The organism is Halobellus captivus (assembly GCF_003697845.1).
In the GTDB taxonomy this organism is placed as follows: Archaea; Halobacteriota; Halobacteria; order Halobacteriales; family Haloferacaceae; genus Halorubrum; species Halorubrum glutamatedens.
Window position 1 is genome coordinate 66,202 of the sequence record NZ_RDQE01000005.1, and the last position, 21,467, is coordinate 87,668.

The 21,467-nt window shown below is 61.4% G+C and carries 18 protein-coding genes, 1 tRNA gene and 1 CRISPR repeat array (1 of these 20 running past the window's edge); of the genes, 5 read left to right on the top strand and 14 right to left on the bottom strand.

All coding sequences use genetic code 11. The features are described from left to right. Positions 1 to 33: 33 nt before the first annotated feature. Complete coding sequence (locus EAO78_RS07150; protein WP_122105171.1) at positions 34 to 1,053, top strand: lysylphosphatidylglycerol synthase transmembrane domain-containing protein; 1,020 nt, start codon at positions 34 to 36, stop codon at positions 1,051 to 1,053. Between the two features lie 35 nt (positions 1,054 to 1,088). Here EAO78_RS07150 and EAO78_RS07155 read toward each other — a convergent pair whose 3' ends face one another. The 5 genes from EAO78_RS07155 to EAO78_RS07175 all read right to left on the bottom strand — a co-directional run bounded on the left by EAO78_RS07155 (position 1,089) and on the right by EAO78_RS07175 (position 6,830). Continuing rightward, entirely contained in the window at positions 1,089 to 1,829 is a 741-nt protein-coding gene (locus EAO78_RS07155) for a hypothetical protein (RefSeq protein WP_136516489.1), read from the bottom strand. 88 nt (positions 1,830 to 1,917) lie between these two features. After that, complete coding sequence (locus tag EAO78_RS07160) at positions 1,918 to 2,373, bottom strand: hypothetical protein (protein ID WP_122105173.1); 456 nt, start codon at positions 2,371 to 2,373, stop codon at positions 1,918 to 1,920. Continuing rightward, positions 2,370 to 3,530, bottom strand: a complete 1,161-nt coding sequence (locus EAO78_RS07165) for a thiolase family protein (RefSeq protein WP_122105174.1) — start codon at positions 3,528 to 3,530, stop codon at positions 2,370 to 2,372. The genes EAO78_RS07160 and EAO78_RS07165 overlap by 4 nt, the downstream gene beginning before the upstream one ends. A gap of 86 nt (positions 3,531 to 3,616) precedes the next feature. Beyond that, positions 3,617 to 6,010 (bottom strand): DNA mismatch repair endonuclease MutL, encoded by a 2,394-nt coding sequence (mutL, locus tag EAO78_RS07170; protein ID WP_122105175.1) that lies wholly within the window; start codon positions 6,008 to 6,010, stop codon positions 3,617 to 3,619. Between the two features lie 103 nt (positions 6,011 to 6,113). After that, positions 6,114 to 6,830: a helix-turn-helix domain-containing protein gene (locus EAO78_RS07175; protein WP_122105176.1), complete on the bottom strand. Its 717-nt coding sequence runs from the start codon at positions 6,828 to 6,830 to the stop codon at positions 6,114 to 6,116. Positions 6,831 to 6,975: 145 nt separating this feature from the next. Here EAO78_RS07175 and EAO78_RS07180 point away from each other — a divergent pair, with 145 nt between their 5' ends. Both EAO78_RS07180 and EAO78_RS07185 read left to right on the top strand, forming a co-directional pair. After that, the gene (locus tag EAO78_RS07180; protein ID WP_122105177.1) at positions 6,976 to 8,379 is read left to right on the top strand and encodes a selenium-binding protein SBP56-related protein; all 1,404 of its coding nucleotides are present in this window, start codon (positions 6,976 to 6,978) and stop codon (positions 8,377 to 8,379) included. 6 nt (positions 8,380 to 8,385) lie between these two features. Then, positions 8,386 to 8,703, top strand: a complete 318-nt coding sequence (locus EAO78_RS07185; RefSeq protein WP_122105178.1) for a 2Fe-2S iron-sulfur cluster-binding protein — start codon at positions 8,386 to 8,388, stop codon at positions 8,701 to 8,703. 260 nt (positions 8,704 to 8,963) lie between these two features. On the opposite strand, the gene EAO78_RS07190 is transcribed toward EAO78_RS07185, so the two are convergent. After that, a tRNA-Leu gene (locus tag EAO78_RS07190) sits at positions 8,964 to 9,048 on the bottom strand. A gap of 107 nt (positions 9,049 to 9,155) precedes the next feature. Here EAO78_RS07190 and EAO78_RS07195 point away from each other — a divergent pair. Continuing rightward, a complete protein-coding gene (locus EAO78_RS07195; protein WP_122105179.1) occupies positions 9,156 to 9,464 on the top strand; it encodes a transcription initiation factor IIB family protein in 309 nt (102 codons plus the stop codon). 31 nt (positions 9,465 to 9,495) lie between these two features. Here EAO78_RS07195 and EAO78_RS07200 read toward each other — a convergent pair whose 3' ends face one another. Together EAO78_RS07200 and EAO78_RS07205 are read right to left on the bottom strand one after the other, a co-directional pair. After that, a complete protein-coding gene (locus tag EAO78_RS07200) occupies positions 9,496 to 10,134 on the bottom strand; it encodes a fibrillarin-like rRNA/tRNA 2'-O-methyltransferase (protein ID WP_122105180.1) in 639 nt (212 codons plus the stop codon). Further along, positions 10,127 to 11,047 (bottom strand): NOP5/NOP56 family protein, encoded by a 921-nt coding sequence (locus EAO78_RS07205; RefSeq protein ID WP_122105181.1) that lies wholly within the window; start codon positions 11,045 to 11,047, stop codon positions 10,127 to 10,129. Before EAO78_RS07205 ends, EAO78_RS07200 begins: the two co-directional genes overlap by 8 nt. A 113-nt stretch (positions 11,048 to 11,160) precedes the next feature. Between EAO78_RS07205 and EAO78_RS17670 the strand changes: the two genes are divergently transcribed. Further along, positions 11,161 to 13,974 carry a TrlF family AAA-like ATPase gene (locus EAO78_RS17670; protein ID WP_136516490.1) on the top strand — a complete coding sequence of 938 codons (2,814 nt, stop codon included), beginning with the start codon at positions 11,161 to 11,163 and terminating at the stop codon, positions 13,972 to 13,974. Between the two features lie 23 nt (positions 13,975 to 13,997). Here the strand turns inward: EAO78_RS17670 and EAO78_RS07215 are convergent, their stop codons facing one another. From EAO78_RS07215 to EAO78_RS07245, 6 genes are all read right to left on the bottom strand, one after another. Next, on the bottom strand, positions 13,998 to 15,089 hold the full coding sequence (locus tag EAO78_RS07215; protein ID WP_122105183.1) for a tyrosine-type recombinase/integrase: 1,092 nt from the start codon (positions 15,087 to 15,089) through the stop codon (positions 13,998 to 14,000). Positions 15,090 to 15,093: 4 nt separating this feature from the next. Continuing rightward, the gene (locus EAO78_RS07220; RefSeq protein WP_122105184.1) at positions 15,094 to 15,549 is read right to left on the bottom strand and encodes a hypothetical protein; all 456 of its coding nucleotides are present in this window, start codon (positions 15,547 to 15,549) and stop codon (positions 15,094 to 15,096) included. Between the two features lie 53 nt (positions 15,550 to 15,602). After that, positions 15,603 to 16,064 carry a hypothetical protein gene (locus EAO78_RS07225; protein ID WP_122105185.1) on the bottom strand — a complete coding sequence of 154 codons (462 nt, stop codon included), beginning with the start codon at positions 16,062 to 16,064 and terminating at the stop codon, positions 15,603 to 15,605. Positions 16,065 to 16,116: 52 nt separating this feature from the next. Further along, positions 16,117 to 16,470, bottom strand: coding sequence for a hypothetical protein (locus tag EAO78_RS18670; protein ID WP_343032408.1), 354 nt, complete (start codon positions 16,468 to 16,470; stop codon positions 16,117 to 16,119). A gap of 215 nt (positions 16,471 to 16,685) precedes the next feature. Next, on the bottom strand, positions 16,686 to 16,895 hold the full coding sequence (locus EAO78_RS07235; protein WP_122105186.1) for a hypothetical protein: 210 nt from the start codon (positions 16,893 to 16,895) through the stop codon (positions 16,686 to 16,688). Between the two features lie 1,267 nt (positions 16,896 to 18,162). Further along, the gene (locus EAO78_RS07245; protein WP_122105187.1) at positions 18,163 to 18,477 is read right to left on the bottom strand and encodes a hypothetical protein; all 315 of its coding nucleotides are present in this window, start codon (positions 18,475 to 18,477) and stop codon (positions 18,163 to 18,165) included. 78 nt (positions 18,478 to 18,555) lie between these two features. Continuing rightward, a CRISPR array of direct repeats spans positions 18,556 to 21,467; the repeat unit is 30 nt; unit sequence GCTTCAACCCCACGAGGGTTCGTCTGAAAC; it runs 459 nt beyond the window's last position.

Sequence of the window (21,467 nt, forward strand, 5' to 3'; positions counted from 1 at the left end):
ACGTTTCAAGTTCGCTACCGCGGTAAGTCGGGCATGGCCGACGGCAACCGCCGCGCGCTGCTTCTCGGGTCGATCGCGGCGGTCGCCGTCCTCGGGGTCCTGTTCTACCTCGTCGGCGCGGGGGACGTGGTCGACACGCTCCGGTCGGCCGACCCCACGTTCGTCGCGGCGACGGTCGCGTTCGCGCTCTGCTGGCTGGCCGCGTGGAGCCTGATGCTCCGGACCGTCCTCGGCTCGCTCGACGTCTCGATCCCCGTCGTCACGTCCTTTTTCGTCTACGCCGGCGCGGTGTTCGCGAACAACGTCACCCCGTTCGGGCAGGCCGGCGGGGAGCCAGTCGCCGCGCTGCTCATCTCGAAGGTGTCCGACTGTCGATACGAGACGGGGCTCGCCGGCATCGCGAGCGTCGACGTGCTCAACGTGATCCCGTCGCTCTCCCTCGTCTTCGTCGGCGTCGGCTACTACGCGACCATCGCCGCCGTCGGCGAGCGTCTCGAGACGGCGGTTACCTCGGCGGTCGTCCTCGTTGGGGGGATCGTCGTCGCGATCGCCGTCGTCTGGCGGTACCGCGAGACGCTCGTCGACCGCGTTCCGGGGGTCGTCGCCCCGTGGGTCGGACGGCTCGGGCGCGGACGGTACGACGCGGCGGACCTCGAGTCGGACCTCGCGGGACGGCTGGACCGGTTCTTCGCGGACATCGAACGCGTGGGGACGAACCGTTTCCGGCTGTCGGCCGTCGTCGGGCTGTCGCTTCTGGGATGGCTCGCGCAGGCGGTCGCGCTGACGGCGGCGTTCGCCGCGGTCGGCCACGCGATCCCGCCGTACGTCGTGCTCTTCGCGATCCCGCTCGCCAACCTCGCCGGCGCGACGCCGATGCCGGGCGGGCTCGGCGGGATCGAGGCCGCCTACGTCGCGCTGCTCGTGCCGACCACGGGGATAGAGGCGTCGGCGATCACCGCGGCCGTGCTCGTGTTCCGCGGCGGCACCTACTGGATGCCCGTCGCCATCGGCGGGATAGCCACGTCCACCCTCGGCGTTCGGGCGGTGCGGTAAGGCGAGGGGGTGGTACCGGAGCGTTCGTGGGTCACTCATCGAGTGATCCGACGGAAGCGGCCGACGATCCGGTCAGGCGTGTCGCGGGGGCCGAGGGCCCGTCCGGCCAGGTACAACGGTAGCCCGACGATCGACCCGACTGCGAGCAACGAGACCGCGACGCCGACCGCGAAGATCCCCGCCAGGACCGCCAGGCCACCCCCCGAAACGACGAGCAACGCCGTGAACGCGACCGCCGCGAGCGGGAGCGTCGCGATCCCGGCCCCGATGACCGCCCGTTCCCGACGGGTCGCCGCCACGCCGAGCGGGAACGACCAGGCCGCCACGTAACTCAGCAGGAACCGAACGTCCACGAGTCGCTCGATGACCGGCGGCCCGGCTATCGGACCGCCCGGCGGTGGCCCGAGCGGCAGCGCCACGACGACGACCGCGAACCCGAGCCCCGCCGACCCGAGCGCCGTGGAGAAGCGGATCGGTGCCGGGTCGCGTCCGGCGTCGTCCGACGCCGGACCGTTCGCCGCCGTCCCGATCACGCTGGCACCGACGACGGCAGTGAGCACGCCCACGAGGTCAGTCTCGAACATACGGGCGGCTTCACCCGGATACAGTCCGAGCACCGAGGAGTGAGCGAACGGTCCGGCGAGGTCCACGACGCCCGTTCGGAGCGCGAACCCCAGAGCGATCCAGCCGAGGCCGACGAGGATCAGGACGCCCCCGACCCGACCCCGACCCGCGACGGGACCGCCGTGTACGTCGTCGGTTTCCATGGAGGGCATACGCCCACGGTTTCGCGCCCGCGACAAGTGTCTTCGGCCGGACCGCCCGTCGCGGATACCGCTCCGACGCGGTCGACGTGGACCTCGCCTACTCGACCGGCCGGAACCGGAACCCGTCCCACGCCTGGCTCGCCGGCTCGCGTATTCCCGCGCCGGGCTCGCGGAGCTCGTCGGCGTAGACGGGTTCGACGTGGTCACCGATGACGACGTCGAACGCGTTGCCGTCCGGGTCGGCCGCGACCTGCCCCAGCGCGCGGACCGGCGGACCGTCGTACTCCTCCCCCATCTCGAACTCGACTATCGCGAGCGTGTTGGGCGCTCGGACGCCGGGCGGCGTCGCCATCGAGGTGGTCCACGTCACGACGCGCGCCTCGTGCTCGCGGAGGTCCACGGACCCGACTCGCTCCGCGCCGTTCGGCCCGACGGGATGGGGCGGATACGAGACGCTCCCGTCGGCGTACTCCGCGGCCTCGAAGGTCGGTTCGTCTCTCGCTTCGTCGGTCGGTTCCTCGTGCGTGTCGTCGTCGGCGTTCGTGTCGCTCATTGGCTTCCCTCCAGGATCGCGGTGGTCACGCAGTTCCCGAACCCGCCGACGTTACACGCGAGGCCCGTGTCGGCCTCGACCTGCCGCGGGCCGGCGTCCCCGGTGACCTGCTTGTAGATCTCGTACACCTGTGCGACGCCGCTGGCCCCGAGCGGGTGACCCTTCGACTTGAGCCCGCCGGAGGTGTTGATCGGGAGCTCGCCGTCGCGGTCGGTGACGCCCTCCTCGACCGCCTTCCACCCCTCGCCCTTCTCGAAGAAGCCGAGGTCCTCGCTCTGGAGGAACTCGAGGATGGTGAACATGTCGTGGAGCTCCGCCACGTCGACGTCGTCGGGGGCGATCCCGGCCATCTCGTAGGCGATCGCCGAGGAGTCGACGACCCCGCCCATCGTGGTGGGATCCGCGCGCTCGTGGACGACGTGGGTGTCGGTCGCGCCGCCGATCCCGCTGATCACGGCATATTCTCCGTCCGGCGCGTACTCCTCGGCGACCGACTCGGGACAGAACACGAGCGCGGCGGAGCCGTCCGTGATCGGACAGAAGTCGTACAGCCGGAGGGGGTCGGCGACGACCGGCGACTCGAGGACGGTCTCGAGGTCGACCTCCTTGCGGAACTGGGCGTGGGGGTTGTCCACGCCGTTGGCGTGGTTCTTCACCGCGACCTTGCCGAGGCTCTCGCGGGGCGCGTCGTACTCGTCGAGGTAGAGGCGCGCCGTGAGCCCCGCGAACGAGGGGAGCGTCACGCCGTGTTTGTACTCGACGGGGTGGGTGAGCGAGGCGATCACGTCGGTCGCCTCCGCGGTGCTCCGGTGGGTCATCTTCTCGCCGCCGACCAGCATCGTGAGATCGCTCGCGCCCGAGGCGACCGACTGCCAGGCGGCGTAGACGCCCGCGCCGCCGGAGGAGGAGGTCTGGTCGATCCGGGCGGTGTAGGCGGGCGTGGCCGCGAGGTCGTGAGCGAGCGCGTTCGGGACGCCGGTCTGCCCCTCGAACTCGCCGCTGGCCATGTTCGAGACGTACAAGTGGTCGAGGTCGTCGCCGACGATCCCGGCGTCGGAGAGCGCCGCCTCGCCCGCCTCCGCGAGCAGTTCCCGAACCCAGGCGTCGCGCTGCCCGAACCGGGTCATCGACGCGCCGACGATCGCTACGCGTTCCATGCGTCGGGGTCGCCCCGGCGTGGCAAAAGCGTACCTCTCCGCGACCGTTCAGCCGGCACAGTCGAGAGACCGCTACGGGAAGGGGATCACTCCGCGCGCCGACCGGCGTGGCCGGGATAGTCGCGCTCGAAACGGGACTCCAGTTCCTCGCGGTCGAACCGGATCACGACCGGCCGGCCGTGCGGACAGGCGTAGGGGTTCTCGCAGGCGTCGAGCCGGTCGAGGAGGTCGACGACGCGACCCTCCGTGAGCGACGTGTTCCCGGTCACGGAGGGGTAACACGCGAGGTCCGCGAGGAGGTCGTCGACCGCGTCGGTCACCGGGTTCCCGGCCGGCGAAGCGGCCGTGGCGTCGTCGGACGCTCCGGCCTCCGCGGTCGCCGCCGCGTCCGCGACGAACTCCGTGAGGACGTCACGGAGGAGTTCGGGGTCGAGCGCGGCGTCGAAGACCGCGGGAACCGCCTTGACGACGACCTCGCGCTCGCCCGCTCGCTCGGCGCGGAACCCCACTCCCGACAGTTCCTCGAGGAACTCGCCGAACAGCGCGGCCTCGCGCGCCGTCAACTCGACCGTCACCGGCTCCGCGAGCGCCTGCGCGGGCGGGCCGTCGGCGAACTCACGTCTGAGCCGCTCGTAGTTCACCCGCTCGTCGGCGGCGTGCTGGTCGATCAACACGAGCCCGTCGGGAGCCTCCGCGACGACGTACGTGTCGTGAAGCTGACCGAGCACGCGCAACGACGGGAGCGAGTCGTACGCGCGCTCGTCGCTCGTCTCCTCGCCCGCGAGGGTGTGCTGGCTGGTCGCGGCGCGCCGGGGCGTCGGGTCCGCGTCGGCGGGCGGCGCGGCGTCGGCGACCGGATCGGAATCGGAACCGGCGTCGGCGACCGGATCGGAGTCGGACGGGGAGTCGAAGCCGACGACCGGATCGGGCTCGCCCGACGAGTCGGGATCGACGAGGGTACCGTCCGCTTCGTCGGGGGATCGACCGTTCCCACCCGCGTCGGCGTCCGGCTCCGAGTCGGGACCGGACGCCGCGTCGGTGGACTGCCAACTCCGCGGAGAGGGGCGGTCGGATCCCGAGAGACCGGTGTCGTCGTGGGGGTCGCCGTCCTCATCACGGTCGGACCCTCCGGCGGGATCCGCGTCGCCGGCGAGCCCCTCGACCGCCCATGCGTCCTCGTCGTCCGGGTCGAGTTCGGTCGCCGACCCGGTCGCCGTGGCGGGTTTCGCGTCGTCTCCGTCACCGGCGTTGCCACGACCATCGTCCGCGTCGTCATCCACATCGGGATCGCCGTCCGCGTCGACCGCGCCGTCCACACGTTCACGCCGTCGGTCCGCGGTCCCCGCTCCGCCGACCACCTCGCCGTCGACGGTCTCGGGAGCGACGTCGACCTCGTCGGGCGCGGACCGCCCGCGCGGCGCGGTCGATCGGATCAGCCCGTGGTCGAGCAGCGCCGCCTCCACGGCCGACTCGACCGCGGACCTGACGCCCGCCTCCCGGTCGAACCGCACCTCCAGCTTCCGCGGGTGGACGTTCACGTCCACCTCGTCGGGCGGAACCTCGACGAACAGCACCGCGAAGGGGTACCGGTCGGGCGCGAGCTGTCCGCCGTACGCCTCGAGGACCGCCTCGCGGAGCGCGCCCGCCGTGACGTATCGGTCGTTGACGTACGTCGCGAGGTAGTCCCGGGCCGACCGGGTCGTCTCCGGATGCGAGACGAGGCCGGTGACGCGTTTCACGGCCGGATCTCCGCCCTTCCTCCCTTCATCCGTTTCCGCCGCCGACGAGGGTTCCCAGTCGACCTCGACCATCGACTCCGCGACCTCGCGGCCGTAGACCGAAAGCACCGCCGACCGCAGATCCCCGTTGCCCTCGGTCGCGAACGTCTCGCGGCCGTCGTGTTCGAGCGAGACGGCCACGTCGGGGTTCGCGAGCGCGTACCCCGTGACCACCGTGTTGACGTGGTCGAACTCCGTGGTCACCCGCTTGAGGAACTTCTTGCGAGCTGGCGTGTTGTAAAACAGGTCCGCGACCTCGACGGTCGTCCCGACCGGACATCCAGCGGGGCGCACCGCGCCGACGTCGCCGCCCTCGACTGCGATCTCGGCTCCCGCCTCGGCGTCGGGCGGCCGCGATCGGACCGTCAGCCGCGAGACGGCGCCGACCGTGTACAGCGCCTCGCCGCGGAAACCGAGCGTTCCGACGCCGGCCTCCAAATCCTCGATGTCGGCGATCTTCGAGGTGGCGTGTTCGGCGACGGCGGCCTCGAGCTGGTCCGCCGGGATCCCGACGCCGTCGTCGCGGACGCGGATCCCCTCCGTGCCGCCGGCCTCGACCGAGACGGCAACGCGGCTCGCGCCCGCGTCGAGGCTGTTCTCGATCAGCTCCTTCACGACGCTGGCCGGCCGCTCGACCACCTCGCCCGCCGCGATCCGCTGGATCGTCCGCTCGTCCAACCGTTCGATCTCGGGCGGCTCCATGGCTGCTCGTGGGTGGGGGAAGCGAGTACTTGAAACCGTCCCCGTCGGTGACGGAGACCGTGTCGGCGGCACGGCGCGATCCCGATCGATCGCGTGGGACGTTTCACACGTCGTTCACGTACTCCATGACCAGCTGTTCTTCGGCCCGCCGGAGCCGGTAGGAGAGCGTCGAGCGTGGCACGTTCAGTTTCGACGCCAGTTCCTCGAGCGTGATCTCGCTCGGCGATCGATAGTACCCGTTCCGGGCGGCCGCGCGCAACGCCGTCCGCTGCTCGGGGTCGAGCGAGACCGTCCCGAGCGAGTCGTGTCCCCACCGGCGGGCGTCCCGGAGGTGGCCCATGTGAAACGAGAGCCCGGACCGCAGGTTCGCGCCGAGGGCGTCGTAGAGCAGACCGACCTTCTCGTCCGACCGCATCAGGATGCGCCACTCGTGCCGATCCTCCGACCGGCGGGAACAGAGGAGCGATCCTCGGGGGAGATACCGACCGGCGAGCGTCTGGACGGATCTGCCGCCGCCGACTCGCTCGACGTACGTGTAGACCACCCGCTCCCCGTCGGAGCGCTCCAGGATCTCGTGGTGTTCGGTGGCGAGGAAGTCCGTCTCGGTCACGGACTCCGTTCGTACGTCCCCGTCGAGGCGAAGCCGTTCGACTGCGTCGAGCGCCGCCATCGGCCCGCTGAAGCGCTCGATACGCCAGAAGTCGTCGTCGTTCACACAGCCGTGTAATCCCCGTGCGACGAGCGACGGATGGTCGATGAACACGTCCGTCATCGGATCGACGCCGGCCTCGTAGTCGATGCTGAACGTGAACTCGCGCATCACCCACTCTCCGGTTCGTCACGAGAACTCGAGGACACACTCTCGAACGCCGTCGACGAGCGCGGACGGATCCCCATCAGGTGTGGATTGTCGTTCGACAAGCATATCATTATTCATTATGGATATGACTGTGTGGGTGCTTACCATGAGCACCGACGAACCCAGCCAGTCGACCGACGCGCACGGCCACGAACACCACGGGGTAGAGGGGCCGGGATATCCAACCCCGGCTGCGATGCGAACCGAATCGGAACGCGAGAAGACCGCCTTCGTCATGTCGCTCCGGGTCGGGATGGACGTGGACGGTCCCGACTTCGTCGGCGTCGTCGACGTCGATCCCGACTCCGACACCTACGCGGAGCTGATCGATACCGTCGAGATGCCGAACAAGGGTGACGAACTCCACCACTTCGGCTGGAACAGCTGTTCGTCCTCCTGTCACGCCGAGGGTCTCATGCGGGACCACCTGATCGTCCCGGGCCAGCGATCCTCGCGCATCCACATCATCGACGCCTCGGACCCGCGGAATCCGGCGATCGAGAAAGTGATCGAACCCGAAGCAGTGTTCGAACACGACCTCTCCGCGCCACACACGGTTCACTGCGTCCCCGAGGGGAAGATCGTCATCAGCATGCTCGGCAACGCCGACGGCGAACTCCCCGGCGGCTTCCTTCAGCTCGATCAGGACGACTTCTCCATCGACGGCCACTGGGAGATCGACCGCGGCGACATGGAGATGAACTACGACTACTGGTACCAGCCTCGACACGGCGTGATGCTGTCGACGGAGTGGGCCGCGCCGGAGACCTACTATCCGGGCTTCGACTTGGACGACGTCGAAGCCGGCAAGTACGGCGACAGCATCCACGTCTGGGACTGGGAGACGAAGGAACACGAACAGACGCTGACCTTCGGCGAGGAGGGTCTCATCCCGCTCGAGATCCGGATGCCCCACAACCCCGAGGAGACCGAAGGCTACGTCGGTGCCGCGCTCTCCTCGAACATCCTCCGGTTCTGGGAGGCGGAGGACGGACGCTGGGAGTGGGAGAAGGTCATCGACGTCGAGGACCGCGAACACCCCGACTGGGACATGCCCGTGCCGGGACTGGTGACCGACGTCCTCCTCTCGCTCGACGACCAGTACATGTTCTTCTCGAACTGGCTACACGGCGACGTGCGGATGTACGACATCAGTGACACGGGGAGCCCGCGGTTGGTCGATCAGTGTTGGGTCGGCGGGAACTTCGCCGAGCGCCAGTCCGTCGGCGGCCACGACGTCCGCGGCGCACCGCAGATGCTCCAGCTCTCCCGGGACGGCAGACGGCTCTACTGGACCACGTCGCTGTTCTCCTCGTGGGACAACCAGTTCTACCCCGAGATGAGCGAAGAGGGGTCGCTGATGATGAAAGCGGACGTATACCCCGAGGAGGGACGGATGGAACTCGACGAGGAGTTCGTCGTCGACTTCGGCGACGCCCCCGGCGGCCCGGCCCGCGCCCACGAGATCCGCTGGCCCGGCGGCGACTGTACCAGCGACGTCTGGCAGTAGCCGCCGATGTCCCACACGGTCACGCTGGAGTGGCGCGACGGCCGGGAGACGACCGTCGACGTCCGGGAGTCCGAGACGGTCATCGACGCGACCGAGCGTGCCGGTCTCGGCGTCCCCTACGGCTGTCTGTACGGTGCCTGTGCCACCTGTACCGGACGCTTGCTTGAGGGTGACCTCGCCCACGTCGAACGACCGCGGGGGTTGAAACCCGACCACCGACTGGAGGGGTACGTCCTGCTCTGTGTGGCCGAGCCGCGCTCCGACTGCCGGATCGAGGTGGGCGCGGAGATACAGGCCGACCTCGTGCCGAACCCGTGGAAGTGACTCACGTTCCGTTTTTCATCGGCCGGAGCAGCCGATAGGTCGCCTGGAAGATCCGCCGTTGATCGCAGTCCTGCTCTTTGGTTTCACTTCCGAACTCACGGCTCGCTTCGCTCGCCGTTCCTGTTTCGAGGCGCGATCGAAGCGAACGCCTCGCAATGCGCGGGACCGGATTCGAACCGGATGAAACCTCGCTTCGCTCGGTTTCCAGGGTTCAAATCCTCGTCGCGCATACACGCCTCTCACGTTCGTTCGAGACGGTATGCGCGGGACCGGATTCGAACCGGCGGACCCCTACGGGATAGCGTCCTAAGCGCTACGCCTTTGGCCTGGCTCGGCAACCCGCGCGCGACCACTCGTAGGCGGAACCGCCTCAAGAACCTGACGACCGACCACGGCCCACCGCCACCCGACCGCACGCACCGCTTTTGTACGTCGGCCGCCAACGAAGACGCATGTACCGGGCGAGTGACCGCGTCGACAACGCCGAGTGGATCGAGCGCCTCGAGGAGGCCTGCGCCGACCTCGGCCTCGACGACGAGGCGTGCTCGACCGCGACCGACGTCTTCCTCTCTGCGGTCCCCGACGAGGAACGCTCGAAGCCCGCCGCCGCCGCCGCCAGCCTCTACGCCGCCGCGCTGATCCGCGGCCAGGAGCGCCCCCAGTCCGCCGTCGCCGACGCGATGGACGTCTCGCGACTTTCCGTCCAGAAACGGTGGAAGCCCCTCCTCGAGAACGCCGGGTTCTCGCCGCCGACGTGGTGAGGGGTCAGATCCCGTCCTCCTCCGCCCCGTCTCACCGCGGCGTCGCCACGATCCCGAGGTGGTCCTCGTGGAACCGGTCGAGCCGCCCGCTCTCGAGCACCTCGTAGGTTCCATCCAGCTCCGCGAGCACGTCCGTGAACACGTCGTCCGGGTCGGCGGTGACGTCCTCGCTACGGGCCTTCACGGCCAGCAGCAGCCGCCCGTCGTCGGCGAGAAAGCGCGCGTTTCGATTCGCGACCGTCGCCTGCCCGCGGGTCGCGACGTCCTGGACGATCGCGTCGACGTCGCTCTCGACGACGTGCGCGTACGTCTCCGGCTTCCGGGCGTCCTTCAGGAGGGGAAACAGCCGGTCGCGGGACTCGGCCACGTCGAGCAGGTCCCGCGTCGGCCGCGGAGCGAACTCCACCGCGTACGTCGGCCCGGCGAAGTCGGCGACGTGGCCCACGGTCGTGCCCGCGGCCGCGCCGAGGTACAACACCGTCTCGCCGCCCGAGAGGCCGGTGTCGAACCCGAGCTCGAACATCCCCCCGAGCTTCGACCGCTCGGGGTCCCACGCGCGCCACTCGCCATCGGTCGGCTCGCCGTAGACGGGCGGTCCGCGCGTCGCCAGCCGCGTCTCGCCGCCGAACTCGCGTCGCTCGACCCCGTCCGGGAGGGCGGAGTCAGGCATCGTCTCCCTCCGTGGCCGCCGAGTCGCCCCCCGGACCCGGCGCGTCGTCCGCATCTCCGTCCACGCCCGCCGGCTCCGCCCGCGCCCGGATCGTCGCCATTCGCTCGCGGAGGTCCTCGTGGAGCACCTCGCGGTACTCCCCCGAGTAGTGGTCGGCGCGCGCCGCGAGCGCCAGCTTTCCGGCGAGCGCCCGCGCGGCCGACCCGCGGTCCTCGGGGCGGGTTCCCCTGACGAACTCGTGGGTGTAGATGATCCCGTGTTTCGGCGAGGGGGCTCGCCCGGAGAGATGCGCGAAGAGCGCGTCCTCCGCGCCGAGCACCTGAACCGTCCCCGAGGGCTTCTTCGCCAGCGGCTCCAGCCCGCCCGCGAGCGCGATCAGCCGCGCCGCGAGCTCCGGGCCGGCCATGTCCGCGAGGTTCGGCGCGACCGCGGGCGCGATCCGGTCGATCGTCGCCGCCAACGCGTCCCGCTCGTCGGCGAGGGCGGCCGCCCGCGCCGAAAGCGAGACGACCCGTCCGTCGAGGTCGCCGCTCGGCTCCCGCTCGGCGAGATCGCGAGCCCCCGCGATCCCCGTATCGACGTCGTCGAAGCGGCTCCCCGCCCACTCGGTCGCCCGTTCGGCCAGTTCGTTCGCGACGCGCTCGCAGTCGTCCATAGCACGAATACTATGTTTTAACTGTTGGTCATCTGCCCTCTCTCGTTCTTTAACGACTTCTCGGGTAGTGTAAGTCGCTGCTTCGTGGAGTTTATCGTAGTATTCGTTTTTGTCCTCCGCAAAACCAGACTCAACGGCCTTTGTGGGCCAATCCTTTGGCGATTCTGTGTTTCCGCTGTCGATGGCTTTTCGAGCGGCTTCTAGGTCGTCAGGTGGGACTGATTCAAACCATCCTGAGTCGGCATCGGCGTCTGTCATATACAGGATGGTGGACTCGAATTCGTATATGTATCCCGATGTGGTGGTCTCGCTTAGTTTTTAGTCTAGACATTTTAGCAAAGAATATCACTTGTCAATAATAGACACAGAGTATGGATACTTCGCATGGATCCAGATGGAACAAATGGGATTTACATGTACATTCTCCTTCCTCGTTCCACGAAAATTTCAATTTGGAGCGATCACTCGGAGCTGAGGAAGACCATGAAGATGCTGTCTGGGAGCGCTACCTTGACGAATTAGAAGACATAGACGATATATCCTGTATCGGAATAACGGACTACTTCTCTGTTGAGGGTTATGAACGAGTTCAAGAGGCGATTGAACAAGATGACCGGTTACAGAACTTCGACCTAGTTCTTCCAAATGTTGAACTACGCGTAGATCATTTCGTCACTAGTCGTTCAGGCGGTCATTCGTCGGAAGCCGTCGAAATGCATGTTCTCTTTAGTGACGAACTAGACCCTGTCAGAATTCGAGAGAATTTCATAAATCAACTCGAAGCAAAAAAGCCCGACGGAAATACAATGCCTCCCACTCGGGAAAACCTTGAACGGCTGGGTCAAAATTCTGAGTTCGATACGTATGATGATTACGATGACCCGTATATTGCTGGTTGTAACAGAATCACCGTTGACGTTGATACGATCTATGAAGCGCTGGACAGCGATGTCTTTGAAGGTAAGTATCTCACTGTCTTAGTCGAAGACAACTGGGAAAAGATTTCTTGGGAAGGTCGGGCAGGTACACTTAGAGGAAGTCTCTTGGGCAAGGCCGACGCTGTATTTATCAGTAATTCAGATACGAGGGATTGGTTACTTGGCCGGACCGAAATGATGTCTACTGCTGAGTTTCGGAAAGCGTTCGGTAGTCTAAAACCGGCACTTAGAGGATCAGACTCACACGACTTTGACGATTTTTGCGTCCCCGATAAGAATCGCTACTGCTGGATTAAGGCGGACACGACTTTTGAAGGACTAAAGCAGATCAAGTACGAACCGGGAGATCGAGTTTATATTGGTGAGTACGACCCTCAGCGGCGTGTCTCAATCCATACGCCAAATAACGTGAATATTCGAGAGGGTGTAATAAATGACCGGCTGACTGTGTCAGATACCACTCTCCCTCTTAATCCAAATCTCGTTACAGTAATCGGTGGTAAGGGGGCAGGAAAAACTGCGTTACTAGATTTAATTGCCAATTTTTATCAAAACAGGCACATTTCTGGGGAAGATGAAGAGATCGATGTTAATTCATTCATCCAACGGATTCAGGACGAAAATCCGGGCATTACGACAGAACTCGAATTCAATGGAGAAGACGTAGATCCATTTGAGAAGTCAGTACTTGATGAAGAGTGTATCTCGCATTCGAATGTTGAGTATCTACCTCAAGGGAAGATATCTGAATATTGCCGGGATGAAGATCGGATGCACGATCAGGTTCTGGAATTAATCCAGCAATCAGTTCGAACGACTGATTCAGAACTGATGGAACGTTTTGAGGAGAAACGCAATAGTATCCGCCATATCGAGAAGGAACTCGAGGAATTAACGAACCGAATTCACGAGTATGACCCGGAAACAATTGATGAGCGAATTAGTGATGCGAAATCGGATCTAAACGCCGCACGCGGCAAACTAGAAGATAAAGAACGGGAGATTGAGGAGTTTAGGGAAGAGCACGGAGATGAATTGCGGGACGAAAACTCCACAGAACTCCAGAACCAATTAGATACTTATGATAAAGAGCTGCAAACAGTAGAGGAAATTAAATCTATTCTATCGGACCAACTCGAACGGCTTGGTGAGATTGAGGATTTCAATCGGGATATTGGGAAGCTTAGATCCTTATCTGAAGAAACAGAGATTGAGGAGAATCTCGAAATAACCCAATTCTCTGTAGAGGAAGCCCGTTCAAAATTGCGTGATTACGAACAAGCGATTGATGACGACATCTTGAGAATAACAGATCAACGAGAGCGTGTCCAAGACCAGCTAGACGATCTAGAAGATTTTGATCAAGAACTTTCTCAACTACTAAAAGAGAAACGAGAACAGCAGAAAGTCGTCGAGGAAGAAGAAAATAACGTCCAGTCAATAGAGACGGACTCCCAAAAAATCCAAGAGCTACGAACTAAACGACGGAGCGAGTTCGTTAATTATGTAGATGCATATCACGACTTGAGGAACCTCTATTCATTAGTAATCTCTGAATTCGAAGCGGATCAGTCAGCAATTCTTGACGAAGTCAAATTCGATGCTAATTTAGACGTTATTGACGGTCTACAATCCAAGTTATATGACTTACTTGATGGGCGGAGTGTGAATATCGCTGAAATTCAGCCAATAATCCAAATTGCACTAGATGCGATCGAAGGCAGTGAACAGTCAGAACATAATGCTGAAGCGTATCTTGAGGCAGCTCTGTCGTTCAAAGATCAGTTGTTAGCTAACGCTTCCACTGCGGAGTTTGAGCGACGCGTGTTTACTGGCAATTTCAAGCTATCAGAGCAGATTCTGCTAGAAGGAACTCGAATGGAAGATCTATCTCTTGGACAGAAGGGAACGGTACTATTGAAGATCCTCCTCGCTCAAGATGAGAAGCCGCTGATTATCGACCAACCCGAAGAGAATCTCGACAATCGGTTCGTCTACAGAACCCTCAAAGACGCGTTCAAGGAGGCAAAAAAGAAGCGTCAGGTTATTATTGCGACCCATAATGCTAATTTGGTGGTGAATACGGACGCTGAACAGGTCGTTGTGGCGCAGTATGAGGAAAATGAGATATCGTTCAAGTCCGGTCCTCTGGAAGATGAGAGCATCAGAGAGGAAGTTACGACCGTATTGGAAGGGGGTAAAGAGGCCTTTGTTCAGCGCGAGGAGAAGTACGGGCTTGCTGAGTAACTAAAGAATAGAATTCTTTTTGGCTATATTCCAAATTTGTAGATACGCTCGCGGTAGAGAGGTTCGATATCCTCATAGTAGCTGTGTATATAGTGGTCAATCCCACCAGCGGGATCCGTAGTCCCACCAGCTGAGGTATCCCCTCGCATGTACTTGATTAATTCCCGATTCAGGTCCTGCTCAACACGCCAGAACGTAGTGAACCGGTGGCGACCGTAGTGCGAGGTAACTGCCCTGTGCTGCTGTGTTTCCTCATACTCCGGATGGAAGTGGCGCTTCCAAGCGAGGTTAATTGCTTCGTCGTCTACCTGTGAGTGGCTCGTACGAGAGAGGAACAACCATGGCTGCTCATTGTCAGGCCGGATGAGTAGATAGTTCATCCAAAGTCGGCGAAGTTCCTCGTCAACAGGGAGAATTCGGGGGCGTTTTGATTTATTCCCTTTACGATCGTGGGGGATGTAGACAGCATTCTCAAACCGAGAGACCTGCGGTGAGGTTCCCATCTCCGGGTAATGATCGGCCACCTCGCTGTTGGTGATGTTCAGCTCGCTAATCTTGATGTTCGCCATCTCGCTGGCGCGCAGACCTAGTTTGAGCTGTGTTACGATGAACGCGCGGTCCCGAATGTGCTTCACGTCTCGGACTATCCCCCGTAGGTCCTCAACCGGAATTCGGGGCGGTTCCTTCACTCGCCGAGTTGAGAGAGACAGTTTCTTTTTCGCGATCATGAACGGGTTGTAATCTACTGGATGCGGAAACTCCGCCCCGTTCTGCCAGTACTTGTAGATTTTGTTCAGTTCCCAGAGCTTCTTCTTCGCCGTCCGTCGGGTGTTCCCCTTTTCATCCAGTTCCCGACGAACGAATCGCTTAACGTGGTCTTCATGGGGACAGGCAGGGTGGCGACCCTCTCCTTGCATGAACTCGCTCCACTCCTCGATCGTTCGCTCATAGGAGACTATGGTCCCCTCTGCGGGATCCTTTGGTTTCAGTACATCTTCAATGAACAAGCCGAACACGTCGACATCGACGTGATCGAACGTCGAAGCGTGGTCTGCTAATGGGTCTATCTCTCGGTCGAAGGCGTCTGCTAGTGCTTGGCGGTCGTTTTCGGACATGGATTCAACGTTTGTCGTTTTGCTCTAACTTTCGATCCCACACCTTTCGGGCGAATCCCCCAGCTGCGACGGCCATCAACACGGGATGATACACGTGCGGGTGGTCGGTATGCCACTGGAGCCAGGTGTAGAACTCTTCCAGCGGCTGGAAGTACTCGAAATACACCGTCTGGAGCTTCCGAGGTTGGTTACGCCTCCCGACTTCGCCATCCCGCAGACCAGTCAGATATCCCTCGATGTGTTCGGGAGCGGCCAACGCGTGATGTCGGCCAGCCTTCTGCATGAAGTTCTGAAGGTACCGACCTGCTTTCTCGTAGCGGTCCCGAGTAGATTTAGTGTTGAATACCGCAGTCTTCTCTTCGAAGTAGTTCGCCCACACATCCCGATCTGCATAGGCAGGTTCGTGGTTTTGGAGACGATATTTCGTCGGGACGCTATCAATATCCTTGTACACGCCCATTCGCTGGCGTACGTCGTTCGAAAGTCGGGGACGATTTTTCGGTGCAGCCATGACTATGCTTCCTCAACGTCTCGGGCGATCTCGTCCTGGAGATAGTACTGTTCGTCTTCTACGCGGAGGTCATCACCCTCCATCTCATCCAAGTGTGTCGTAACTCGGGCGGGGACTGTCTCAACTAGGTGTTGGATAATTTCGTCGTAGATCGCTCCCGGATTCTCAGCAACGTATTCCTTGACTTCTCTCCGCTCGCTGTTGTAGACTGCTTCCTCTAAATCGCCAATCCTCTCACGGGCCCGGTCCAGTTCGGTCTTCAGTTCGTTCCGTTGCTGACGTAGTTCCCGATTCGTTTCGTCTGGTTCTACGTTGCTGGTGTCGAACTTCTTCAGCCCGGCTTCGACCATCGCCTCCATGAACTCCGACATTGATCGCATCCCGAGTTCTTCGCACTGATTTTCCCATCGGTCGTACTGCTCCTCAGATGGGTAGGTCGCAGCCTGTTTGTAGTCGTCCCCCATCGTCTATTTGTGGGCTAGCTGAAGCAAGTGCGCGATGGTGATTCTGGAGGGGCTACTCATCGTCTTCCTCACTGTCGTCGTCAGAGACAGCCTCTCGAAGTTCCTCACTGAGGTCCGGGTGATGCTCTTCAAGGAGTGCTGCGTCCCGAGAGAGGTTATCAATTTTTCGCCGGACCCGACTTACGACTGAGTAGTAGTACTCGTCGTTCACGTCCGCATCGCCAGAGATGATCTCACGCTCCCGTTCAGTCAACAGGCCCCTGCGTTCGTCTGCCATTGATTGGAAGCCAGTTATCGCCATGTACCTTACCGTATGTGGTTCATCTGTGATAAAATAACCGCATGCGGTTATGTTACCATATTCGGTTCCCACTATTGACTTGGAACTGCTTTCCTTGCTACTCATCATCCTTCCAGCTGATCGGGAGGAAATGAGCTTCATCGTCCCTGATTTGGAGCTCTACTGCATCCGCTACAGCTGTATTGACTCCCAATGATTCGATTTCTTCCGACGTGAGGAATACTGCAACGCCGATAGATCGCCCTTCGCATTGCGTGCGATACGTGCCGTTCGACCTTCTGGCTCTTCGCGGACAATTGCCGGGATCACGTTTGTCGCCATTATTCGACCAACTCTGTAACGAACTGCTCCAGCGAATCCTCGGCGTAGAACGCTCGAATTTCGTCGGGGTTCTGTTTGACGTAATACCGAATCGTTCGTCGAACGAACCCCGACTTTGTCCAGTTTGTATCCTCAAGTGCGTCTTCGATCTGTGCTGCTTCTGAGGCGGTGATGCGGGTGGCGAACGCCTTTGTCGGTGATGTCTCCACGTTCGCCGTCTGGTCAGTAGTGTATATATAGATTAGTGCGAATTGGTGGTTGGTGGAGATTATATCACCAATCCCGTGAGACTTGTGGTATATTATTGTATGTATATGACTTTTTGATGGATAAAAGTATATTTTTCAAACACCTCTACCAACTCCTCTGGGTATTCTGTAGGCAGAATTGGTGACGAGATCTCGGAATTGGTAATTCACTGGAAACCAAGCTCACCGTCGAGGAATTGGTTATCTTTCTCGATATAGGTGTGGAATGGTGTCAAGGTAGAACGCCTCACAATCGACTGCCGCCCAGACGAAATGCTCGTCGCCGTCGATTTTGATTTTCGTCTCATCGACGGCGACCTCTTGGCGATCCCATCAGTCGGTCTCAAAGAAGTGTTTCAGTCGATGAAACCACGGTGGTAATGTAGGTCGGCAGGTGAGATTTCTTTCAAGCCATCAACCCTATCTCAACGCCTCTACACCCTCCGTTGTCGACGACGCTTTCGAGTCCGCCGGACTTCACGGGTAACGCCCCGGGAGAATTGGTCGGGGATCTCGGGGGAAGTGACCTCGAGTACTTCCCAGGTATATTGCTCGGAGCTTTTCCCTGTTACCCTGGGATAGTCCCGACAGACGCCGGGAGCATTCCCTCCCACGTCGAGAACACGAACAGGAGGCCTTCTAAATATCCGAATTTGGCAGTTCTGCTCGGCCTAAAACAGTGAAATCACGCGAAGCGATGATCAGTTGCTCCCGATCAGGGGCCGGCGTAATTTGGTATCCTTGAGGAGCCTTACAGATAGTACGTGGATCCTGAGGGAAACAGTCCCCAACTGTCCGGAAGAATTGGTCGGGGATTCCGGGGATACGTCGGGAGATCATCCGGGTACGAACCGGACATCACTTGGGTTTCCGGAGACGAGAGAGGGGAGGAATCAATATCTCTGAATTTGGCAGTTTTGATCGACCAGAAACGTCGAAATCAGGAGGTATCCAAATCAGCAGCTACTAACTATACTAGGATACAGTACGACATCTTCGAGGGACGTGCCAACGGTCTCGGTTCTTTGGGAAGAGACTCTGGCAATCCCCCAAGAATTGGTCGGAGACCCCGAGGCTGCTCCGGGGAGTGACCCTAGCGAGGATTGGAAATCATTTGAACTCCGAAAACCGGAGGTTGGAAAATCTTCATAACATCCGGATTCAACGATTTTGATCCAGCAGAGATGTCGAAATCGGTCAATATATTGGTCAGCTACTATCGACAATACTAGAGGGTAGTGTGACTTCCTTGGTGGAGTGCGCCGGCGATACTCGGTTCTTGGAGGAGAGGCCCCGGCGAGAAGGAATACGCATAATACTTGGATTCGACAGCGTTGATCGATCGGAAACGCCGAAAACGGTCGATCAGGTTGTTAGCTGCCCCCATCTTCGGCAGAAGATTGGACAGTGTTTCAAGTGACCGCACCAGCTGGACCTCGTTCTCGTAGTCGGTGGTAACTCGATACTCGTCTTCGCTTTGTGTAACAACCCCGATATCCAGGTATGCGAGGAGTTGGATGGTGAACCTGATCTCGTGAGTCACACCTTCCGTTTTGGCCGGTCGAGTATATGATGACCTCTTTTCGTGTTCGTACCTCCGTCGAGCCGCAGGTTCCGTCAAACTTCTATCCTACGAGGGTTCGTCTGAAACTATTGCGGTCGGCGACTCGGATCGGATGGTTCCTGCTTCAATCCCACGAGGGTTCGTCTGAAACGGGCGAGCTCGACCGGACCGTGTCGACGTGGATCGCTTCAACCCCACGAGGGTTCGTCTGAAACGGCCCACGAGCAGGTGACGCTGGGGGAGGTGACGGGCGCTTCAACCCCACGAGGGTTCGTCTGAAACCCGGCGTTTGAGTGGACGCTACTCCATGATAACGGGCTTCAACCCCACGAGGGTTCGTCTGAAACCGGCCCGATGCGAGCGCCGTCCTCGACGTGGTACCTCGCTTCAACCCCACGAGGGTTCGTCTGAAACCGGACCAGCTCCGCGCCTTCGTCGAACGTCGCGGCGTGCTTCAACCCCACGAGGGTTCGTCTGAAACCACTCCCCCACACGAGGGGACACCCACCCGCGGAGTCGCTTCAACCCCACGAGGGTTCGTCTGAAACCAGGCAGAGACGCGGGGGACGCGGACGGCCACCCCGCTTCAACCCCACGAGGGTTCGTCTGAAACCGCGACGTTCTCCGAGTTCACGATCTCCGACGGGGCTTCAACCCCACGAGGGTTCGTCTGAAACAACCGAGAGGCTATCGACCTAAACGACATCGACAAGCTTCAACCCCACGAGGGTTCGTCTGAAACTGGACGACCGGATCGACTCGGGGAGTTGGCCCGCTTCAACCCCACGAGGGTTCGTCTGAAACAGTCGTAGAGCCCCTCATCGAGATTCGAGCTGTCGCTTCAACCCCACGAGGGTTCGTCTGAAACGCGGTTCGACCGCCGCCGGTGGATCGAACGCCGGGGGCTTCAACCCCACGAGGGTTCGTCTGAAACTTGTTCGGGTTTCCAAAGTGGATGTTCCTCGCCCGCTTCAACCCCACGAGGGTTCGTCTGAAACCGTCTCGCGTTTCGCCCGCTCGTCGATGAGCCGGCGGCTTCAACCCCACGAGGGTTCGTCTGAAACCGTCTCGCGTTTCGCCCGCTCGTCGATGAGCCGGCGGCTTCAACCCCACGAGGGTTCGTCTGAAACCGCTCCGCCGAGCAAGGCCGTTAGCCCCCACGCGAGGCTTCAACCCCACGAGGGTTCGTCTGAAACGGACGCCGTCGACACCGACCACTCCGAGATCGACGGGCTTCAACCCCACGAGGGTTCGTCTGAAACGCTCACCAGACGACACGCAGTACAAGACACCAGGACGGCTTCAACCCCACGAGGGTTCGTCTGAAACCGTTGCCGCCCGCGGCGGCCTCGGCCTCCTGGAAGGGGCTTCAACCCCACGAGGGTTCGTCTGAAACTCGCCGGAGACAGCGAGCGCTTTGCCGTCGTCTCGCTTCAACCCCACGAGGGTTCGTCTGAAACCCGTCCCCAACTCGGACTACGGCGTGTTGGACATCGCTTCAACCCCACGAGGGTTCGTCTGAAACTATGGATCGCTGTCACGCTCGGCCAGCCGGGCGAGGCTTCAACCCCACGAGGGTTCGTCTGAAACCGCTGTTTCTGGAGTCGCGCTTTTACACCACGTACAGCTTCAACCCCACGAGGGTTCGTCTGAAACTGTCTGCCGATATACGTCGTTCCAGTCCCCCCGATCGCTTCAACCCCACGAGGGTTCGTCTGAAACCCGCTATACGAAGTCGACTACTCCGAGCGCGCGGGGCTTCAACCCCACGAGGGTTCGTCTGAAACCGATCGACGCGACGCTACGCCCGGTCGAGAGCCCCGAGCTTCAACCCCACGAGGGTTCGTCTGAAACCTGAGGCAATCGGGCAACATCGAACCATCAGACCTGCTTCAACCCCACGAGGGTTCGTCTGAAACGATCGACGTGCTGGTGACGCTCCACGAGCGTTACGCGCTTCAACCCCACGAGGGTTCGTCTGAAACAGGCTGCTCGGAGAGCCAGATGGCGTCGATGTCATCGCTTCAACCCCACGAGGGTTCGTCTGAAACAACCGCCTCGTCGATCGTCCGGGTCGCCGCGTTCTGCTTCAACCCCACGAGGGTTCGTCTGAAACGAGCACATCAAGACTGCCATCAAAGCGGCCGACTCGGGCTTCAACCCCACGAGGGTTCGTCTGAAACTCGCGGAGTTGGCGGACGATTTCTTGCCGCGCGGTCCGCTTCAACCCCACGAGGGTTCGTCTGAAACGTTAGAGTTTCAAGCCCGCGACACCGATGGCCAAGCTTCAACCCCACGAGGGTTCGTCTGAAACCGTCGCGGTCGTCATCCCGACGTGGCTCGTTCTCCAGCTTCAACCCCACGAGGGTTCGTCTGAAACGTAGTGTCTCGGGGAGTGGGTCGGACGTAGAGCGCGCTTCAACCCCACGAGGGTTCGTCTGAAACTGTCCTTGAGCGCCTGTGCTTGGTCCGTCCGTACCGCTTCAACCCCACGAGGGTTCGTCTGAAACCCACGGCGTCGGTGTCCTCCGCGAGTTGGTCCTCGCTTCAACCCCACGAGGGTTCGTCTGAAACCGGCGTCGCATGCGACTGGGACGGAGATACGGGCAAGCTTCAACCCCACGAGGGTTCGTCTGAAACATAGCCGCGTCCATTCCGAGGCCGTTCGCCACTGGCTTCAACCCCACGAGGGTTCGTCTGAAACCCGCGGCCGTCTCGGGTGTGTCGTCGGTGCGTGGGCTTCAACCCCACGAGGGTTCGTCTGAAACGAACAGGCCCATGCGCGTGGCGAGGCCGAGTTGCCCGCTTCAACCCCACGAGGGTTCGTCTGAAACTATGCGCGTCGAACGACTCGCGGTACTCCCGCAAGAGCTTCAACCCCACGAGGGTTCGTCTGAAACCCCATCCACGGCGTTAGGCGTCCTCTTCGTTCGTGCCGCTTCAACCCCACGAGGGTTCGTCTGAAACGA